Origin of the sequence: Erythrobacter sp., from assembly GCF_039988855.1 — a bacterium.
Taxonomy (GTDB): domain Bacteria; phylum Pseudomonadota; class Alphaproteobacteria; order Sphingomonadales; family Sphingomonadaceae; genus Erythrobacter.
The window spans coordinates 75,379-91,142 of sequence record NZ_JBDXIY010000017.1; the positions used below are offsets into that span (position 1 = coordinate 75,379).

A 15,764-nucleotide genomic window follows, 5' to 3' on the forward strand; every position below is an offset into this window, starting at 1 on the left:
AGCAGTTCGTTATCGATCTTGTGCACATGCGAAACAAACAGTGGCCAATCTTCGCACGAACGTGCAGAGCCGCCTAATGTCAGCGTCCATTCCACTTAATCCTGAAAAAAAGCCATTGGGGCAGCGCGAGTTAATCGTGTTGATGGCAATGCTGATGAGCCTTCAGGCGTTCGGCATTGATGCGATGCTGCCCGCGCTTGGCGATATCGCACGCGATCTGTCTGCCGAAGGGAATGACCGCCAGCTGGTAATTGGGATCTACTTCCTTGGCGCAGGGATCGGGGCGCTTTTTCCGGGCGCATTGGCAGATCGATTTGGTCGCCGGCCCATCCTGTTTATCTCGCTTGGCACCTATATTGGTTTGTCGCTTGCCTGCATGTTTGTGCCTGACTTCCAAAGTCTTCTCGTCATGCGTTTCACCCAAGGGCTGTGCACCGCTGGCCTAAGTGTGCTTCCCGCAGCCATTGTCAGGGACCGCGTGGGCGGCGATCAGATGGCCAAATTGATGAGCCTTATTATGATGACCTTTTTGGTTGTGCCGCTCGTCGCGCCTGCCATCGGTCAATTGATACAGATCGTCGCTGGTTGGAAGGCGATTTTTGGCTTTATGGCGTTTATGGGCATCGGAGTGGGGACGTGGGCTTATTTCCGCATGCCCGAAACCCTGGCACCCGAGAATGCGCAAGCAATCAGGCCCAGAGTGATTGCGCGCAATATGGCGCAAGCGCTCTCTAACCGCGGCGCGATTGGCTATGTTATTGGTTCAAGTCTCGTGTTCGGGTCGCTTTTCGGATTTCTCAATTCTTCGCAGCAATTGATCTCCGAGAGCTTTGGCATGGGCGACTATTTCGCGATAATCTTTGGCGGATGCGTGGCAGGCATGGTGCTCGCGAACTTCCTCAATTCGCGCATTGTAACACGCTTTGGTGCGCGGCGTGTTAGCCAAACCGCACTCTTTGCATTCCTCATTTCTGCATCGTTACAGATGTGGTCAGCGAGCGATGGGCAGCAGGACTTGTGGGAATTTCTGCCGCTCCTAAGCGTTAATATGGCGATGCTGGGTTTTGTTGGCGCGAACTTTGGCTCCATTGCAATGCAGCCGTTCCAACATATCGCTGGGGCCGCTAGCTCGATCCACACCGCCTTGCGCATGACCGCAGGCGGAGCCTTGGGCGCAGTCATCGGCGCGTATTATGATGGGACCGCTTTCCCGCTCGCCACCGCGATGGTGGTGTGCTCACTCATTACGGTTTGCGTTGTTCTCTTCAGTGAGAAGGGCCGCTTGTTCACCCGGCCCAACGCTTAACCGTCGGCTTTAAGCTTGCGCCAAGCAAGGTCTGCAAATTCGCACAATAAAGGCCGCGTGTCGCGCGGGTCGATGATATCTTCAACGTTGAACAGTTCGGCGCTGCGGAAGGGGCTCGTGACCTTGTTCAGCCGCTCTTTGATTGCCTCAAGTTCAGCCTCTGGATCATCGGATGCCGCGATTTCGGACTTGTACGCCACTTCCAAACCACCAGCGATGGGCAGGCTGCCCCAATCGCCCGACGGCCAGCAATAGCGATATTGGTAAAGGTCCGCATTGCTCATCGCGCTGCCCGCAATGCCGTATGCACGGCGCATGACAATGCTGGCGAGCGGTACAGTCGCCTTGTAAATCGCATTCATCGCTTGAACGCCGTATCGGATCGTCCCTGCAACTTCCGCCTCGCGCCCGATCATAAAGCCGGGATTATCGACAAGGTGCACGATAGGCAGGCGGAATTGGTCGGCGAGTTTGACGAACCGCTCGACCTTTTCGGAAGTTTTGGCTTCCCATGATCCGCCAAGGTAGCTGGGATCGCTTGCCACCACGGCCACAGGGTAACCATCGAGGCGCGCAAGCGCAGTGATCGCCGCGCGGCCCCAGTTCTTGCCGATCTCAAACACGGTGCCTTTATCAAGGATCAAGTCCATCGCGCGGCGCATGGAATAGACCTGTTTGTCGTCGCGCGGGACCAGCGAAAGGAGCGCTTCCTCGCGGCGATCAACGGGGTCGTTGGGCTCAGCGCGGCGGGCGTGCTGGCCAACATGCTCTGGCATAAAGGAGAGGAAATAGCGGGCGCGGGCAAAGGCTTCTTCCTCGCTTGCAACCTCATCATCGACCACGCCGTTGCGCGTGTGGATGTCGACGCCGCCAAGCTCTTCTTTCGCCTGTTGGTGGTCTTCTGCGCTCTTGTACGCTTCACCCAGACCATCGACGACCGCAGGGCCTGCTGCGAAGAGCTGAGAGAGCCCGCGCACCATGATCGAATAGTGGCTGGCCGCAATGCGGGCTGCACCAAGGCCAGCGGTTGGGCCAAGCGCGAGCGCCACCACAGGCACCGTGTCCAAGTTCTTGACCGTATCGCCCCATCCCGGAACCGCTGGAATGTAAGTCGCGCCGATTTGCTCCAACGTCTTGACGCTGCCGCCGCCGCCTGTGCCGTCGATCATCTTGATTATGGGCAGCTTTAGCTCATGTGCCATCTGCTCGGCCTGCACCATTTTTCGCTTGATCCCAGCGTCCGCTGCGCCGCCGCGAATGGTGAAATCGTCAGCCGTTGCGACCACGGGACGCCCGTTTACCGTCGCCTTGCCGAACAGGAAGGGGGCAGGGGTGACCCCTTGCAGGTCGCCGCTTTCGTCATAGTGACCCTTGCCTGCGATCTTGCCGATTTCGCGGAAGGAACCGGGGTCGCAAATCGCGGTTAGCCTTGCGCGTGCATCCATTTTGCCGCGCGCATGTTGACGGGCGACCTTGTCCGCTCCGCCCATTTCATCGGCGAGTGCCTCGCGCTTGCGCAGTTCATCGAGTTCGTCTTGCCAGTTTTGAGCCAAAGTCATCCACCAATCTTGTCGCGATATAGCTTCGCTAAAAAATGCAGGACAGGCAAGCGCTTCGGTCCTAGGCTCTGCATCTGTCCCCCAACCTCTATCGGAAATGCGGAATCAAAATGGCGAAAATCGATGCATTGGAATTTGCCAAGATCAGCGTGCCAGCCGATCAACCCCGCAAAGCGGCCCGGCATAGCAAGGTCATGGCAGTCGGAGATGACATTTACATGGTGCGCGGGCGAATGAAGTCGACCAAGGCGCGGCCATGGTTTGAACGCATGTTCCTGTATTATTCGCGCACCATGACAGTGATCCGGCGCAGTGACGGCAAGGGCGGTCATGATCTGACTTTGATCAATACAATCAGGCTGAGCGAACGCGGGCTGGCGCAATTGCAAAAACTTGGACGGATTGCGCATGTGGTCCGGCTCGGTTCGTTCCACGGGGTGGATGACACATTCTATCTGGACCGTTTTGACGCGCAATATTGGGTGGTTGCAGACATGGAGCATGCACCGGGTTTTGCAGGTGATTTTCAGACCATGTCGGCTGAGCATTTGCCCTTTGCCGATGCGCAGTATTTTGCATTTGAGAACATCAAATACCCGGAGGCGGTCATCATCCTGCCAGCGACAGATAATCGCGCGGCCACCGCAATCACGACCGATTCCATTCAAAACCACACTGGCGCGTGGGATATTGATAATTCGCTGCTTGTCTCACTGGCCATTCGCAAGATCGGCCTTATTGGTGAGGCGCGATTGGGACCGATTTGGATGCGCGATCAAGTCGAATATACGGGCGAAGCCTTAACCGACGGCGCGGCCAAACGCGCGCAGATGATCGCTTGCCTGCGCCCGCAATATGAAGCGTTGATTGCCGAATTTGACTTCGACATGTTAATGCCGGGGCATGGCTGGCCGATCTATTCTGGCGCGCGCCAAGCTATAGCCAAAAGCATCGAAGATCAGCTCACCCCCGGTTGAGCTCAGTCTGCGTTCTCGGCGGGCTCCACCACGCTGGGTTCAACGATACAAAGCACCGCTTCCACCTGCACTTGGCCGCCTTGGCTCGCTTCGAGGCTGGTGACAGTCCCATCAAAGGGCGCGGTGAGCGCATGCTCCATCTTCATCGCCTCAAGCACCATCAGCCGCTGCCCAGCGGTAACTTGGTCGCCCTCTGCCACGTCCACAGCGATGACCTTGCCAGGCATGGGTGCGAGGATTGCGCCGTCGGCGGCGGAGGCGGAGCCCGAAGCATCGCCTCGGGGAGGAGCAGCAAAAACGAAAGCCTCTCCGCGTTCGGTGACAACGACCTCAGTATCGGAAAGTGCAGTATGGAATGGTCCAGACTCTGGGAATGCTCCGATGGCTTCATCGGCAGCGCCAGACATGCTTTCGCCTCGCGCTTCCATCATCACGGACCGAGCGCTGCCTGCATTCAACCTGAACGATTGCAGGCCGGTGGGAAGATTGACTGAAGGCAGCTCGTTGAAAGCAAATTTTGCTTCAAGAAAGGTTGCAGCAGCTCGATCTTTCGCTGCTTTGCTTGGCAGCGAAGATGGCAAAAGCGCTTCGCCTGCTTGCTCGATGAAACCAGTCGTCAAATCCGCTTCCGCGAATTCGTCGCTATCGAGGCAAGAAAACATGAAGCCGCTATTGGTCCTGACCGGAGCTACGAACGACTTGGATAGAGACCGCATAAGGTTGGTTCGGGCTTCGTCGCGACTTGCTGAGTGGACAATGATCTTCGCGATCATGGGATCATAGAAAGGCGAGATTTCGTCGTCTTCTTCGACACCCGAATCAACGCGGTCTTCATCGTGAAGATAAAAGTGTGTAAGCCGCCCCGTGCTCGGCAAAAACCCCTTCGCCGGGTCCTCCGCATAGAGCCTCGCTTCAATCGCCCATCCGTTGATCGAAAGCTCTTCCTGCTTCAGCGGAATAGGCTCACCCGATGCCACTCTCAGCTGCCACTCCACCAAGTCCACGCCGGTAATCTCTTCGGTGACAGGGTGTTCGACCTGGAGCCGCGTGTTCATTTCCATAAAGAAAATGCGGTCGGCGCGTAGGCCATCAGAGGCATCCGCGATGAATTCGATTGTGCCTGCGCCCTCGTAATCCACCGCTTTGGCAGCGCGCACGGCAGCGGCGCAGATTTTTTCGCGGGTGGCCTCGTCCATGCCCGGCGCGGGGGCTTCTTCGATCACCTTTTGGTGGCGGCGTTGGAGGGAACAGTCGCGCTCGAATAGGTGGACGACATTGCCGTGAGAGTCGCCGAACACTTGCACCTCGATATGGCGCGGGGAGGTGATCCATTTCTCCAGCAGCACTTCATCGTTGGAGAAGCTGGCCTTTGCCTCGCGCTTGCAACTTTCGAGGTCAGCGGCGAAGTTCTCAGGCGCATCAACCTTGCGCATCCCCTTACCGCCGCCACCTGCGACCGCCTTGATGAGTACGGGGTAACCGATTTTTTCGGCTTCAGCGGTCAGGCGCTCCAGTGATTGGTCTTCGCCAAGATAGCCCGGTGTGACCGGTACGCCTGCGGCAATCATGCGTTCTTTCGCTGCATCCTTAAGGCCCATCGCCTCGATGCTATCGGGCTTTGGTCCCACCCAGATAAGGCCAGCATCGACAACGGCGCGCGCGAAGTCTGCGTTTTCGGACAGAAAGCCATAGCCGGGATGGATTGCCTCTGCGCCCGTCTCTTTGGCCGCCGCGATGATTTTCTCGCCCACAAGATAGCTTTCGGCCGCTGGCGAGGCTCCAATATGCACCGCCTCATCGGCAGTGCGCGTGTGCAACGCCTTGGCATCGGCATCGGAATAGACTGCCACGGTAGCGACGCCCATCTCGCGTGCGGTGCGGATGATGCGGCAAGCGATTTCCCCACGATTGGCGATGAGGAGCTTTTTGATCATAGCGCAGGCGCTCCTTCGCAAGACTCAGTCAGGTGGCTGTAGGTGATGGTTGCGATTTTCCAGCCGTCGCTTCCCTTGGCAAGAGTAAAGATATCGACCCCGCAATGGCTTCGCACTCCGTCGACGAACAGCGAGAAATCGGCCCAGACCATCGCCACCGGCCCGTCGACCATGACGCTCTTAATAGCGATGGGCTCTTTTAGGTCGGCTGGCGCGCTAGAAATGCGCCCAACAAGGTCTATCAGGGGCATATCGCGCACTTGATTGCCATCATCGCGTTGGCGCACAAAAATGACTTGGGCTCCTTGCGTGATGACTGCCCTCATGCCTGCCCTGTCCCCTCTGTCAAACGCATCGGTAAAGCTGCGCACGGCGGAAATGGCATCTTGCGCGGGCTCAGCAGGGGTCTGTGCGAGAGCGGGGGTCGCGGCCACTAAGGCGGCTAGAAATGTCAGAAGTCCTCTCATGGGGAAGAGCTGTAGCGCAACATTATTACAAAGAAAACCGTTCGTCCTGAGCCTGTCGAAGGATGATTGGCGAACGCTGTGGCTGCCCTTCGACAAGCATGTCCTGAGCAGAGCCGAAGGGCTCAGGGCGAACGGGCTGGGCTAGTTGGGAATTAGGCAGGCCGAAAATCCGCAATGCCCCATGTGATCTCCCCGTCGGGGTGCTTTTCGCGGTTGATCGCGGCGGAGAGGAAGGCGCGAACGCCGTATGCGGCTTTTTCCCAGCGGGGGACAAAGGTGCGGCTGTTCCAAGCCCCGGTGCCCCGGTCGCGCACCTTTCGGCCTATCGCCCCGTAAATGCGCGCAGCAGCAAGCACAGCCCAGCGACTGCGGAAGGGCAAGCGTTCTGCGCCCACGCGCGCGGCGGCCTCGTGTTTCTCAACAAGAGCCACAAGGCGCGCGGCCATTTCGGCAAGTTCCTCGCGGTGATGGGGCTTTGTATGTTGGCCGGGCTCGATATCTTGCTCCACCAGCCAATTGATGGGGAGGTAACAGCGCCCTGCTGCATCATCCTCAACAATATCGCGCGCAATGTTGGAAAGTTGAAACGCAAGGCCGAGATCGTTCGCGCGGTCCAATGTGTCTTGGTCCCCCGGATCAACCCCCATAACGACCGCCATCATCACGCCGACGGCCCCGGCAACGTGGTAACAGTAGCGCATCATATCAGCCTCTGAACGCGGCCTCCAATCATCGGCATCAAGCGCAAAGCCTGCGATCACATCCTCGGCCATCTGCAGGGTGAGCCCGCATTCCTGCGCCACCACACCCAAAGCATCAAAAGCTGGGTTGCCTGTGGGTTTCCCCTCAAATGCCAAAGCGGTGAGGCGCCGGATATGGGCAAGGCGATCGTTCAAGTCGGATTGATCGCCCAATTCCCCGCCAAGCTCTTGGTTGTCGGCAATGTCATCGCATTGGCGGCACCAGGCATAGAGCAGCCATGCGCGCTCCCGCGTTTCGCTGTCGAAGAGTTGCGATGCGGCAGAGAAGCTTTGTGAACCGTGTTTGATCGCGGCCCGTGCATGGGCGACCAATTGGCTGCGGGTTTCTGCGTCGACACTCATTACAGCAGCCTTATAGGTCGTCCGCTTTCATCTGGAAGATGGGCTTGTGCGGCACGTAGCTGTCCATCTTGTCCACCAGATCACCAATGGTCTCTGCATGGATGAGGATGCCGGAATGAACCTCGCGTACGAAGCCGACCTCGGCCATTTTGGCGTTGAAGGCGATCAACTCATCGTAAAAGCCAAAGGCGTTGAGGAGCCCGACGGGATCGGAGTGATAGCCAAGTTGCGCCCAGCTCATCGCCTCCCACAATTCATCCATAGTGCCAACGCCGCCGGGCAGGGTCACAAACCCATCGGAAAGATCGGTGAAGCGCTGCTTACGTTCATGCATGCCTTTGACGGTGTAAAGCTGCGTGCAGTCGTGATTAGCCACTTCGCTGTTGGCGAGAGCTTCGGGGATGACCCCGATCACTTCGCCACCGGCATCGAGCGCACCCTTTGCCACCGCGCCCATAAGGCCAAGGCGCCCGCCGCCATAGACGGTGCCAATACCTCGTTCTGCGAGGGCGTTGCCCACTTGCGTGGCCAGTTCGATGTAGCGCGGGTCCTCAGGGGTGGCTGAGCCGCAATAGACTGCTAGTCGTTTCATTGTGGGCGTATGTAACTCCATTGCGGGCCGCAAATGTGTTTAAAAATGGCGGTCTGAACTTTCTTATCACGCTCATTTTGGCGCGGTGGCTCAAATTTGCCTAGCCTTGGGTTTTCATCATCAGCAGGGAATCCATTCAGATCAGGGGTAGCCACCGCAACCATTGCAAGCGCAGGTGTGTCGCAATCAACGGCTACGAGGATATCGACCACGAACGGAGAGCCGGTTGGCTCTTTCTCTGCACCGCGCATCAGGACAGTTTTGAATTCGCCGTCCCCGGCCACATAAGCTGGTGTCATAGTGCGGTCGAGCCAGATTGCTTCTTCCCGTTGCTTTACTTCATGTTCGATGAGTTCCCAGTCATGGGTGTGCTCCTCTCCAACCAGGTCTGATGGTTGGAGAGTGGCTGCAACAAGGCTAAGGAAAATCGGCGCAATCAGTCCGCTCACACTCATGCCTTCACCTCAGCCAAATCTTCAAGCATCAGCCCAGCTGTTGCCTTTGCGCTTCCCACAACGCCCGGAATACCAGCGCCGGGGTGCGTGCCTGCGCCGACGAGGTAAAAATTCTCGATCACATCGTCGCGGTTGTGGCCGCGCATATAGGCGCTTTGCCACAGCACGGGCTCTAGGCTGAACGCGCTGCCCATATGGGCGTTGAGGTCGCTAGCGAAATCCTTTGGCGCATAGGAGAATTTGGTGACGATCCGGTCGTGAATGTCCGGGATCAGGCGGCGACCGACCTCATCCAAAATCGCTTTTTCAAACTTGGGTCCTTCAACGTCCCAATCAATCGGCATTTTGCCCATGTGAGCGACCGGGACGAGCGCGTAGAATGTGCTCATGCCTTTAGGAGCCATTGACGGGTCTGTGACGGTTGGGTGATGGAGGTAGATCGAGAAATCCTGTGGCAGAACGCCGTGCTCATAGATGTCCTCAACAAGACCTTGATAGCGCGGACCGAACAAGATTTGGTGATGCGCAATGCCGGGCCATGTCCCCTCGAGGCCAAAGTGCACGACAAAGAGCGACGGGCTATAGCTTTTGCGAGCGAGCGACTTTGCGTACTTCTTACCCCGGTCGGACTGTCCCAGCAGGTCTTTGTAAGAGTGCATGATGTCAGCGTTGGAGCAGACCGCGTCAAAACGCTGTTTCCACCCTGATTTGGTCTCAACCTCGGTCGCCTTTGTGCCCGCTGTATGCACCTGAACCACTGGATCGCCCACGCGCATTGTGCCGCCGAGGCGTTCAAAATGGCGCACCATCCCTGCGATCAAGCGGTTGGTTCCGCCGCGTGCCCACCAAACGCCGCCGTCTTTCTCAAGCTTATGGATCAGAGCGTAGATCGACGAGGTTTTCATGGGGGAACCGCCCACCAAGAGCGTGTGAAAACTGAACGCTTGGCGTAGTCTCTCATCCTCTATGTAGCTTGATACACGGTCGTATACGCTGCGCCACGCTTGCTCTTTGATTAGAGCGGGGGCAGCCTTCAACATTGATTTGAAGTCGAGGAAGGGGACTGTGCCGAGTTTCACATATCCTTCTTCATACACGCGCGCCGAATATTCTAAGAAACGCTGATATCCGATTACATCATCGGGGTTGAGCTTGGCAATTTCTGCGTCCAGCTCTTCTTGATCGTTCGAATAATCGAAATTGGTCCCGTCGGGCCAATTGAGACGGTAGAAAGGGTGAACTTTCATCAGTTCGACATCTTCGGCGATGTCGTAGCCTGTGAGCTCCCACAGCTCTTTCAAACAGGGTGGGTCGGTTATGACTGTCGGGCCTGCATCGAAGGTAAAGCCGTCTTTTTCCCAGAAATAGGCCCGCCCGCCCGGCTTGTCGCGGGCTTCGACGACGGTTGTAGCAATGCCATGCGATTGTAAGCGTAGCGCCAGAGCCATTCCGCCAAACCCTGATCCGATCACACAGGCGGTGCAGCCTGCATATTTTTCAGCGATAATCGGATTGATGCCGCGTTCGCCGGTAATCGACGGTGAAAAGTCAAGAGCAGGAGCGATAGTTTGGTCGGCGTTCATGGCCGTTTCTCCGTTAGTAATTCGTCGTCGATCGCGGCTTGCGCTCTTGCTGTGTCAGATTTCTCCGACTTTAGCGCGGGGCCAGATTTGAACATGGCCATAAAAGCTGAGTGTATAGCTACGGGGGGCTCTCCGCACAGGACGCGGGCCTTGTCGAATACAGTAGAGCGCGCAGCGTAGAACCGTTCGATCAACCCTTCACGAAGGGAATAAAAGCGTTGGAACACTTTGACTCGCATCTCTGGCTTGGCTGCAAAGAACAGTAAACGTGCGAGTAGCCTGTAGTATCCCGTATTTTTCCAATGGCGCCTTGCACGGGCATCAAAGAAGGCGGCGAGCTGTCCTCCAGAAAGGTCGGCTTCCTGCGCGATAGCGAGCGCATTTTCGACCGCAACACACATGGTGTAGCTAGTGAGCGGATGGGTAAATCCACCACGCGCACCTGCAATGGCGACACCGGGAATGCGCACTTCGTCCTGATATGCGGAGAAATTGCCCCCCGTCAGGACCGGCAAAACACCAGCCTCGTGATGCACTGGCAAGCCATCTTGCCATCCTTGCGCGCGGGTATATTGATCGATCCGGCCAGACAGGGCACCCCGATCAAGCAAAGGGTCATCGGCGTAATATGTGTCCTCGATAAAGACTTCATGTGCACCCAAAGGCAAAACATAAACAAAGCGGTAAGAGCCATCATTTCCATGAGGCGCAAGCTGATCGACGGTTGCATCCATGATCACAGGGCGCACGACCTTGTGAGGCTTATCAAGCCGAATGTGACGGCCAAGGAACACCTGCCAACCACCATTCAAATGCGAGCTTGGCTTAAAGCTGCGGCAGTCGATGACGCTGCGCGCTGTGATCCGTTCGGCTGGCCCATATTGCGATGATCCAAGATCGACACCGCGCGCGTCCAAACCCACCGCTTTGCGTCCCAAGATAACTGAACCTTTAGGTAGCTCGCGCATGATCCCTTCGTGAAAGTCGGGGGACGCCATCGAACCATAAGTGGTCTTAAGATTGCGGCGATACTTCGGAAAGCGCACTTCATAACCGCTTTGCCAATCGGTCTGACGAAAGGCGGAAAGGAGCGCGCGGCCTTCATCGGACAAGTCACTGTCAAACCAGCTCCAACGGTGATTGCCGCCGACCCTGCGTCCCGCCTCGATCAGGCGAATGCGAAACTCGGGACGGGCACGTTGAAGGGCAAGCGCAATCAAGCCCCCAGCAAGGCCACCGCCTACAATCACGCAATCCACTTGTGAGTCGGTCATCTATGCTGAAGGCCCTAGGCTAGGGTGAGTGACGGGGCAACTTTACAGTGTCTTAGGCCGCACGAAACTTGCGTCTTTTGCTCCTTTGATTCAGAAGTTTGCATATGACCATTCTAAAACCCAATCGCACAACGATTGTCGCCTCTATCGCAATCACCGCTGTAACAGTGGGCATTTTACTCGCCATGGACCGGCCCCCAATTTGTGAGTGTGGTTATGTAAAACTGTGGCATGGCGACATCAATTCGATGGGCAATAGCCAGCATATCGCCGATTGGTACACGCCTAGCCACATCATTCACGGGCCGATATTCTACGCGCTGGGTTGGCTCCTTTTTGGCAAATGGAAGATTGGCGGTGAACGTGCAGTGCGCTGGGGACTTCCGCTCGCGGTTTTCCTTGAAGCGGCTTGGGAAGTGCTTGAAAACACGCAAATGGTGATCGACCGGTTCCGTTCGGTGACCGCCAATTGGGGCTATTCTGGCGACAGCGTCCTCAATTCCTTTGCCGATATCGGCTGGATGGCCTTTGGGTTTTACCTCGCCATGCGTCTGCCTGTGAAGGTGACGATTGTCGGGGCGATTGTCCTCGAAGCTCTGGCCGCATGGGTGGTTCGCGATGGGCTGACACTCACCGTGATAATGTTGCTGTTCCCGATCGATGCTATTGCTGAGTGGCAGGCCGCAGGTTAGGCATTCGTGCAATATTGGGCTCTTGCTGCAAGCTGAAAGACGGCCCATCAATGGGCAAAATCGAACTCTGGAAGGAACAAGAGGTCATGACACTTTTTCGCAAATTGGGAGGGGTTGTTGCGGCAATTGGCGTGATTGCGACATCGCCGGCTGCGGCCGATACTCTGATTTATGCAGGCAGCGTAATCACAGATGCGGACAGCAATCCCACAGGGCACCGCGTCATCATCGTGGCGGACGGGAAGGTTGAGGGTGTTTATGCCTCAACTGCTGCAGAAGTTTCCGCGCGCGAGGCAGATGGCGCAGCGCGGATCGACCTCTCCGACAAAACCGTCCTCCCCGGTCTGATCGACCTGCACACTCACCTGTCTGGCGACCCATCGGGTGAGTTTTGGCGCGAAGCGACAACGCCGCCTGAGTATTCGACCCTTATTGCTGCCAAAAATGCGCGCATTACGGCGCTTGCAGGCTTTACCACCATCCGCGATCTTGGAAGCCGCACCGACCAAGTCACGCAATCGCTGCGCCAGGCAACCGCTGAAGGCATCGTTCCAGGTCCGCGCGTCGTGACCGCAGCGCGCACGATTTCTATTGTTGGCGGGCACGGTGATGTGAGTGGCTTCACCAAGGATGTGAACGATGTACTCACTAGCGGTTTCACTTGCACCGGGCCCGTTCAATGCTCTGAGAAAGTGCGCCAAGCCTCGCAATATGGCGCTGATCTGATCAAGATCACAGCAACCGGCGGCGTTTTGTCTCAGCAAGGGCGCGGGTTAGAGGCACACTTCACCAATCCGGAAATGGTCGCGATCGTTGAAACTGCAGAAAGCCTCGGCCTGAATGTCGCTGCACATGCTCACGGTGCGCGCGGTGTCGAAGATGCGGCGCGTGCTGGGGTGCAGACTATCGAACATGGCACCTACATTGACGAGGATGCTGCCAAAGCGATGAATGCAAACGGTACGTATCTTGTGCCGACATTGATGGCGTTTGAAGGCGTAAAAAACGGCCTTGGCAAAGGCGTTTACACGCCCGTAGTGGAAGAGAAAATTCGTGTCGTTGCCGCCTATGCTGATACGCTTATCCCGCGTGCCCTTGAATATGGCGTACCGATTGCCTTTGGCACGGACGCAGGCGTTTATCCCCACGGAGAGAATGCGGGCGAATTTGCTTTGCTTGTCAAAGGCGGGCTTTCTAACCGGCAAGCCTTGGCCAGCGCGACTACGGTCGCAGCCGATGTGCTTGGGCTAAGCGATGAAATCGGCCAGATTAAAGCCGGTTTTTCGGCGGATATTATCGCGGTGGACGGCAACCCATTGGAGGATGTGACTGTCCTTGAAGATGTGGACTTTGTTATGGTGCGCGGAAAGGTGATCCAATGAACGCGCAAATGAGCCGGGTAAGAGGCATCTTGAAGAACAAAGGTTTCGCTAGCCGGACGGCAAAAACAGCGTGCGCGCTTGTGCTCGCAGCCGGACTTTGGGGATGCGGCGATGCCTATTCCCAAAGCATCACAGAACCGCTTCAACCTGCTGCGGAAAAGGCAACAGTTCAGCAGGCAGCAGGCCAGGTTTCGCCTGAATTGGCAGCAGCGGGGCAGGCGGCCGCTATCCTCAATGCGGGCGTTATGACCACGCATGATGCGCCAGATGGCGGGAGCGCAAAGTTCCTATTCGATCCGCTTTATGACGATCACTTCGGCTCGCTTGCAGAGCTTACGCCGGAACTGATCAGCGCGATTATCGCTGGCGATGCGCCTTATGATGAGGTGGATGCCGTCTTTGTAAGCCATGCCCATGGCGACCATTTTTCGGTTTCTCAGCTTACCAAGATGATGGATGCGCAGGACCAATTGGTGCTTGTTATCCCAGCCCAAGGGTTGGAACGGTTGCGCGGCGGGCCGGATTGGAGCGCAGATTTCGAAACACGCGTGCGCCCCATTACGCTGGAAAATGGCGAGGCGAGTAAACCCTTTGAGGTCGCGGGCGCCAAAGTCGATGCGTTTCGAAGCCCCCATGCCGGATGGCCTGAACGGCATGCGCAGGTTCACAATATCACTTACCGGGTAAGCGTAGCTGATGAAATCGAAGCGGGTAAAGTCGCACGGGTGAGCCGGGTTATGCATTTGGGCGATGCTGATCCTGCGGCGCAGCATTTCAGCGCGTTGGAAGACTTGCTTCAGGCGCAGCGCACGGGGCTGGCGATTGTGCCTTTCTGGTTTACGCGGGCAGATGATCCAAGCGCGCTATCCAACCAAACCTTAAACGCGCAAACCATGGTTGCCGTCCATGTGCCCGTTGATGTGCCCGAAGACCTTAAAACGGGGAAATGGGCCTATTTCAGCAAGGTCGGCGAAGTGTTGGAAATACCGGTTTCTGAAACGATCGTGCTGCCAACGCAAAAGACCAAATAGTGCCGTGGGGACGGCGGTACTCGGCCCTGTTGGGTTTGAACGAAAGCGCCCGTGCGCCTTGAAGAAAGCGAGTGGACCAATTTTAGTGAATTAGGGCAGACAATGGAATTCCGACAAGCCAGTAAGAGAGGTATCTATTCCACCGCGCTGGCAAGGTCTTCAAATCCTCGAGCAAAACCCGTTTTGAAGTCTTGCACTATGGTTCCGACGCCTCGGCTATTTTGAACAAGACCAAGCCCTTGCCCGACCCAATAACTTGAAAGCGCTTGGGCTTTGGCGTTGCCTCCTATCGCAGTTTGATCAATCGCGCGAAGGACAGGTTCTACAAGAAGGCTCATGAGAGGCATGGGCAGGGCAGGCAAGCCGGCCTGCGCCCAGCGCTCATGCCATTCGCTTTTAAGCTGGCGAGAGAATTTCCCCGTACGATGTTTCGAGCGAATGGTGTCGCGCGAGCCCGCTGCAATCATCTTTTCCCGGAAAATTTCGGTGGTCTCTGCCTCAGGCGAGGCAAGCCAAACGCTGCCGCACCACGCGCCCGCCGCGCCCATGGCCATCATTCCAGCCATCTGTTCTCCGGTCATAATCCCGCCAGCGGCCAAAACCGGAATATCAGAACCGGCTTCGCGGATAGCGCGCACGACTTCGGGGATCAGCACCACTGTCGAGACATCGCCGCAATGCCCGCCGCCTTCGCCGCCTTGTGCAACGATGATATCGACGCCTGCCTCGACTTGTTTGAGAGCGTGTTCTTTCGCGCCTACCAGTGCCGCCACGGGAATACCGTGCTTCTTGCCCGCCGCGATCATTTCAGGCGGCGCCGTGCCCAGCGCATTGGCGATCAGGCGCACGGGGTGGTTGAAGCTCACTTCAAGCAGTTCCTGCCCCAACGACGTATTGGGCGCTTGGCTGCCGCCGTGGGGGTTACCGGCCTCTTCCGAGACCCCCGCATCGCGCAGGATTTGCCGCACAAAATCGCGATATTCACTCGGGATTTGGGCGATGATAGCATCGGCAGTAACCGACTTATCGACTGCTTGAATTTCCGGGATCAGAACATCAACACCGTAAGGCTTACCCTCAACATGATCGTCGATCCAATTGAGTTCATGCTCCAACTGTTCCGGTGTGTAGCTTACTGCTCCCAGCACGCCAAAGCCGCCAGCGCGGCTCGCTGCCGCAACCACGTCGCGGCAGTGGCTAAACGCAAAAAGCGGGAATTCGCATCCCACCATTTCTGTCATTTTGAACGGCATATTATGCACTCTCCTTGGTGGGATGGCGTTTGGGTGGGTTTGCTTACTTGTGCAAAATGACCGACAAAACAAGGATCACCCAGCGTGCAGAACTGCGTTGGACACAACGGCAATCCTAACAAAGCGGCGCCGGTCCTTTTTGGTGATCAATGGGAT

14 protein-coding genes are annotated in these 15,764 nt (G+C 56.9%); 5 read left to right on the forward strand and 9 right to left on the reverse strand.

Annotated features, from left to right (window positions below; translation table 11 throughout):
• Window positions 1–76: 76 nt before the first annotated feature.
• Window positions 77–1,306, forward strand: a complete 1,230-nt coding sequence (locus tag ABJ205_RS10955; RefSeq protein ID WP_348160206.1) for a multidrug effflux MFS transporter — start codon at window positions 77–79, stop codon at window positions 1,304–1,306.
• Here the strand turns inward: ABJ205_RS10955 and ABJ205_RS10960 are convergent.
• Window positions 1,303–2,865, reverse strand: coding sequence for a carboxyl transferase domain-containing protein (locus ABJ205_RS10960; RefSeq protein WP_348160208.1), 1,563 nt, complete (start codon window positions 2,863–2,865; stop codon window positions 1,303–1,305). The genes ABJ205_RS10955 and ABJ205_RS10960 overlap by 4 nt on opposite strands.
• A gap of 110 nt (window positions 2,866–2,975) precedes the next feature.
• Between ABJ205_RS10960 and ABJ205_RS10965 the strand changes: the two genes are divergently transcribed.
• Window positions 2,976–3,842, forward strand: a complete 867-nt coding sequence (locus ABJ205_RS10965; RefSeq protein WP_348160210.1) for a hypothetical protein — start codon at window positions 2,976–2,978, stop codon at window positions 3,840–3,842.
• 2 nt (window positions 3,843–3,844) lie between these two features.
• Here the strand turns inward: ABJ205_RS10965 and ABJ205_RS10970 are convergent, their stop codons facing one another.
• The 7 genes from ABJ205_RS10970 to crtY form a co-directional block, all read right to left on the reverse strand.
• The gene (locus ABJ205_RS10970) at window positions 3,845–5,776 is read right to left on the reverse strand and encodes an acetyl/propionyl/methylcrotonyl-CoA carboxylase subunit alpha (protein WP_348160212.1); all 1,932 of its coding nucleotides are present in this window, start codon (window positions 5,774–5,776) and stop codon (window positions 3,845–3,847) included.
• Window positions 5,773–6,210, reverse strand: a complete 438-nt coding sequence (locus ABJ205_RS10975) for a nuclear transport factor 2 family protein (RefSeq protein ID WP_348160213.1) — start codon at window positions 6,208–6,210, stop codon at window positions 5,773–5,775. Before ABJ205_RS10975 ends, ABJ205_RS10970 begins: the two co-directional genes overlap by 4 nt.
• Window positions 6,211–6,395: 185 nt before the next feature.
• Window positions 6,396–7,346 carry a phytoene/squalene synthase family protein gene (locus ABJ205_RS10980; protein WP_348160215.1) on the reverse strand — a complete coding sequence of 317 codons (951 nt, stop codon included), beginning with the start codon at window positions 7,344–7,346 and terminating at the stop codon, window positions 6,396–6,398.
• Window positions 7,347–7,356: 10 nt separating this feature from the next.
• Window positions 7,357–7,938: a TIGR00730 family Rossman fold protein gene (locus tag ABJ205_RS10985; RefSeq protein WP_348160217.1), complete on the reverse strand. Its 582-nt coding sequence runs from the start codon at window positions 7,936–7,938 to the stop codon at window positions 7,357–7,359.
• Window positions 7,935–8,387: a hypothetical protein gene (locus tag ABJ205_RS10990; protein WP_348160219.1), complete on the reverse strand. Its 453-nt coding sequence runs from the start codon at window positions 8,385–8,387 to the stop codon at window positions 7,935–7,937. The genes ABJ205_RS10985 and ABJ205_RS10990 overlap by 4 nt, the downstream gene beginning before the upstream one ends.
• Before the next feature lie 2 nt (window positions 8,388–8,389).
• Window positions 8,390–9,976, reverse strand: a complete 1,587-nt coding sequence (locus ABJ205_RS10995) for a phytoene desaturase (RefSeq protein WP_348160221.1) — start codon at window positions 9,974–9,976, stop codon at window positions 8,390–8,392.
• The gene (gene crtY / locus ABJ205_RS11000; protein ID WP_348312706.1) at window positions 9,973–11,250 is read right to left on the reverse strand and encodes a lycopene beta-cyclase CrtY; all 1,278 of its coding nucleotides are present in this window, start codon (window positions 11,248–11,250) and stop codon (window positions 9,973–9,975) included. The genes ABJ205_RS10995 and crtY overlap by 4 nt, the downstream gene beginning before the upstream one ends.
• 104 nt (window positions 11,251–11,354) lie before the next feature.
• On the opposite strand from crtY, the gene ABJ205_RS11005 reads away from it, so the two are divergent.
• From ABJ205_RS11005 to ABJ205_RS11015, 3 genes are all read left to right on the forward strand, one after another.
• The gene (locus tag ABJ205_RS11005) at window positions 11,355–11,942 is read left to right on the forward strand and encodes a DUF2585 family protein (protein WP_348159671.1); all 588 of its coding nucleotides are present in this window, start codon (window positions 11,355–11,357) and stop codon (window positions 11,940–11,942) included.
• 86 nt (window positions 11,943–12,028) lie between these two features.
• Window positions 12,029–13,324, forward strand: a complete 1,296-nt coding sequence (locus tag ABJ205_RS11010; RefSeq protein WP_348159673.1) for an amidohydrolase family protein — start codon at window positions 12,029–12,031, stop codon at window positions 13,322–13,324.
• Window positions 13,321–14,355 carry an MBL fold metallo-hydrolase gene (locus tag ABJ205_RS11015; protein ID WP_348159675.1) on the forward strand — a complete coding sequence of 345 codons (1,035 nt, stop codon included), beginning with the start codon at window positions 13,321–13,323 and terminating at the stop codon, window positions 14,353–14,355. Before ABJ205_RS11010 ends, ABJ205_RS11015 begins: the two co-directional genes overlap by 4 nt.
• 134 nt (window positions 14,356–14,489) lie before the next feature.
• Here the strand turns inward: ABJ205_RS11015 and ABJ205_RS11020 are convergent, their stop codons facing one another.
• Window positions 14,490–15,608, reverse strand: a complete 1,119-nt coding sequence (locus ABJ205_RS11020; RefSeq protein ID WP_348159677.1) for a nitronate monooxygenase — start codon at window positions 15,606–15,608, stop codon at window positions 14,490–14,492.
• Window positions 15,609–15,764 lie beyond the last annotated feature (156 nt).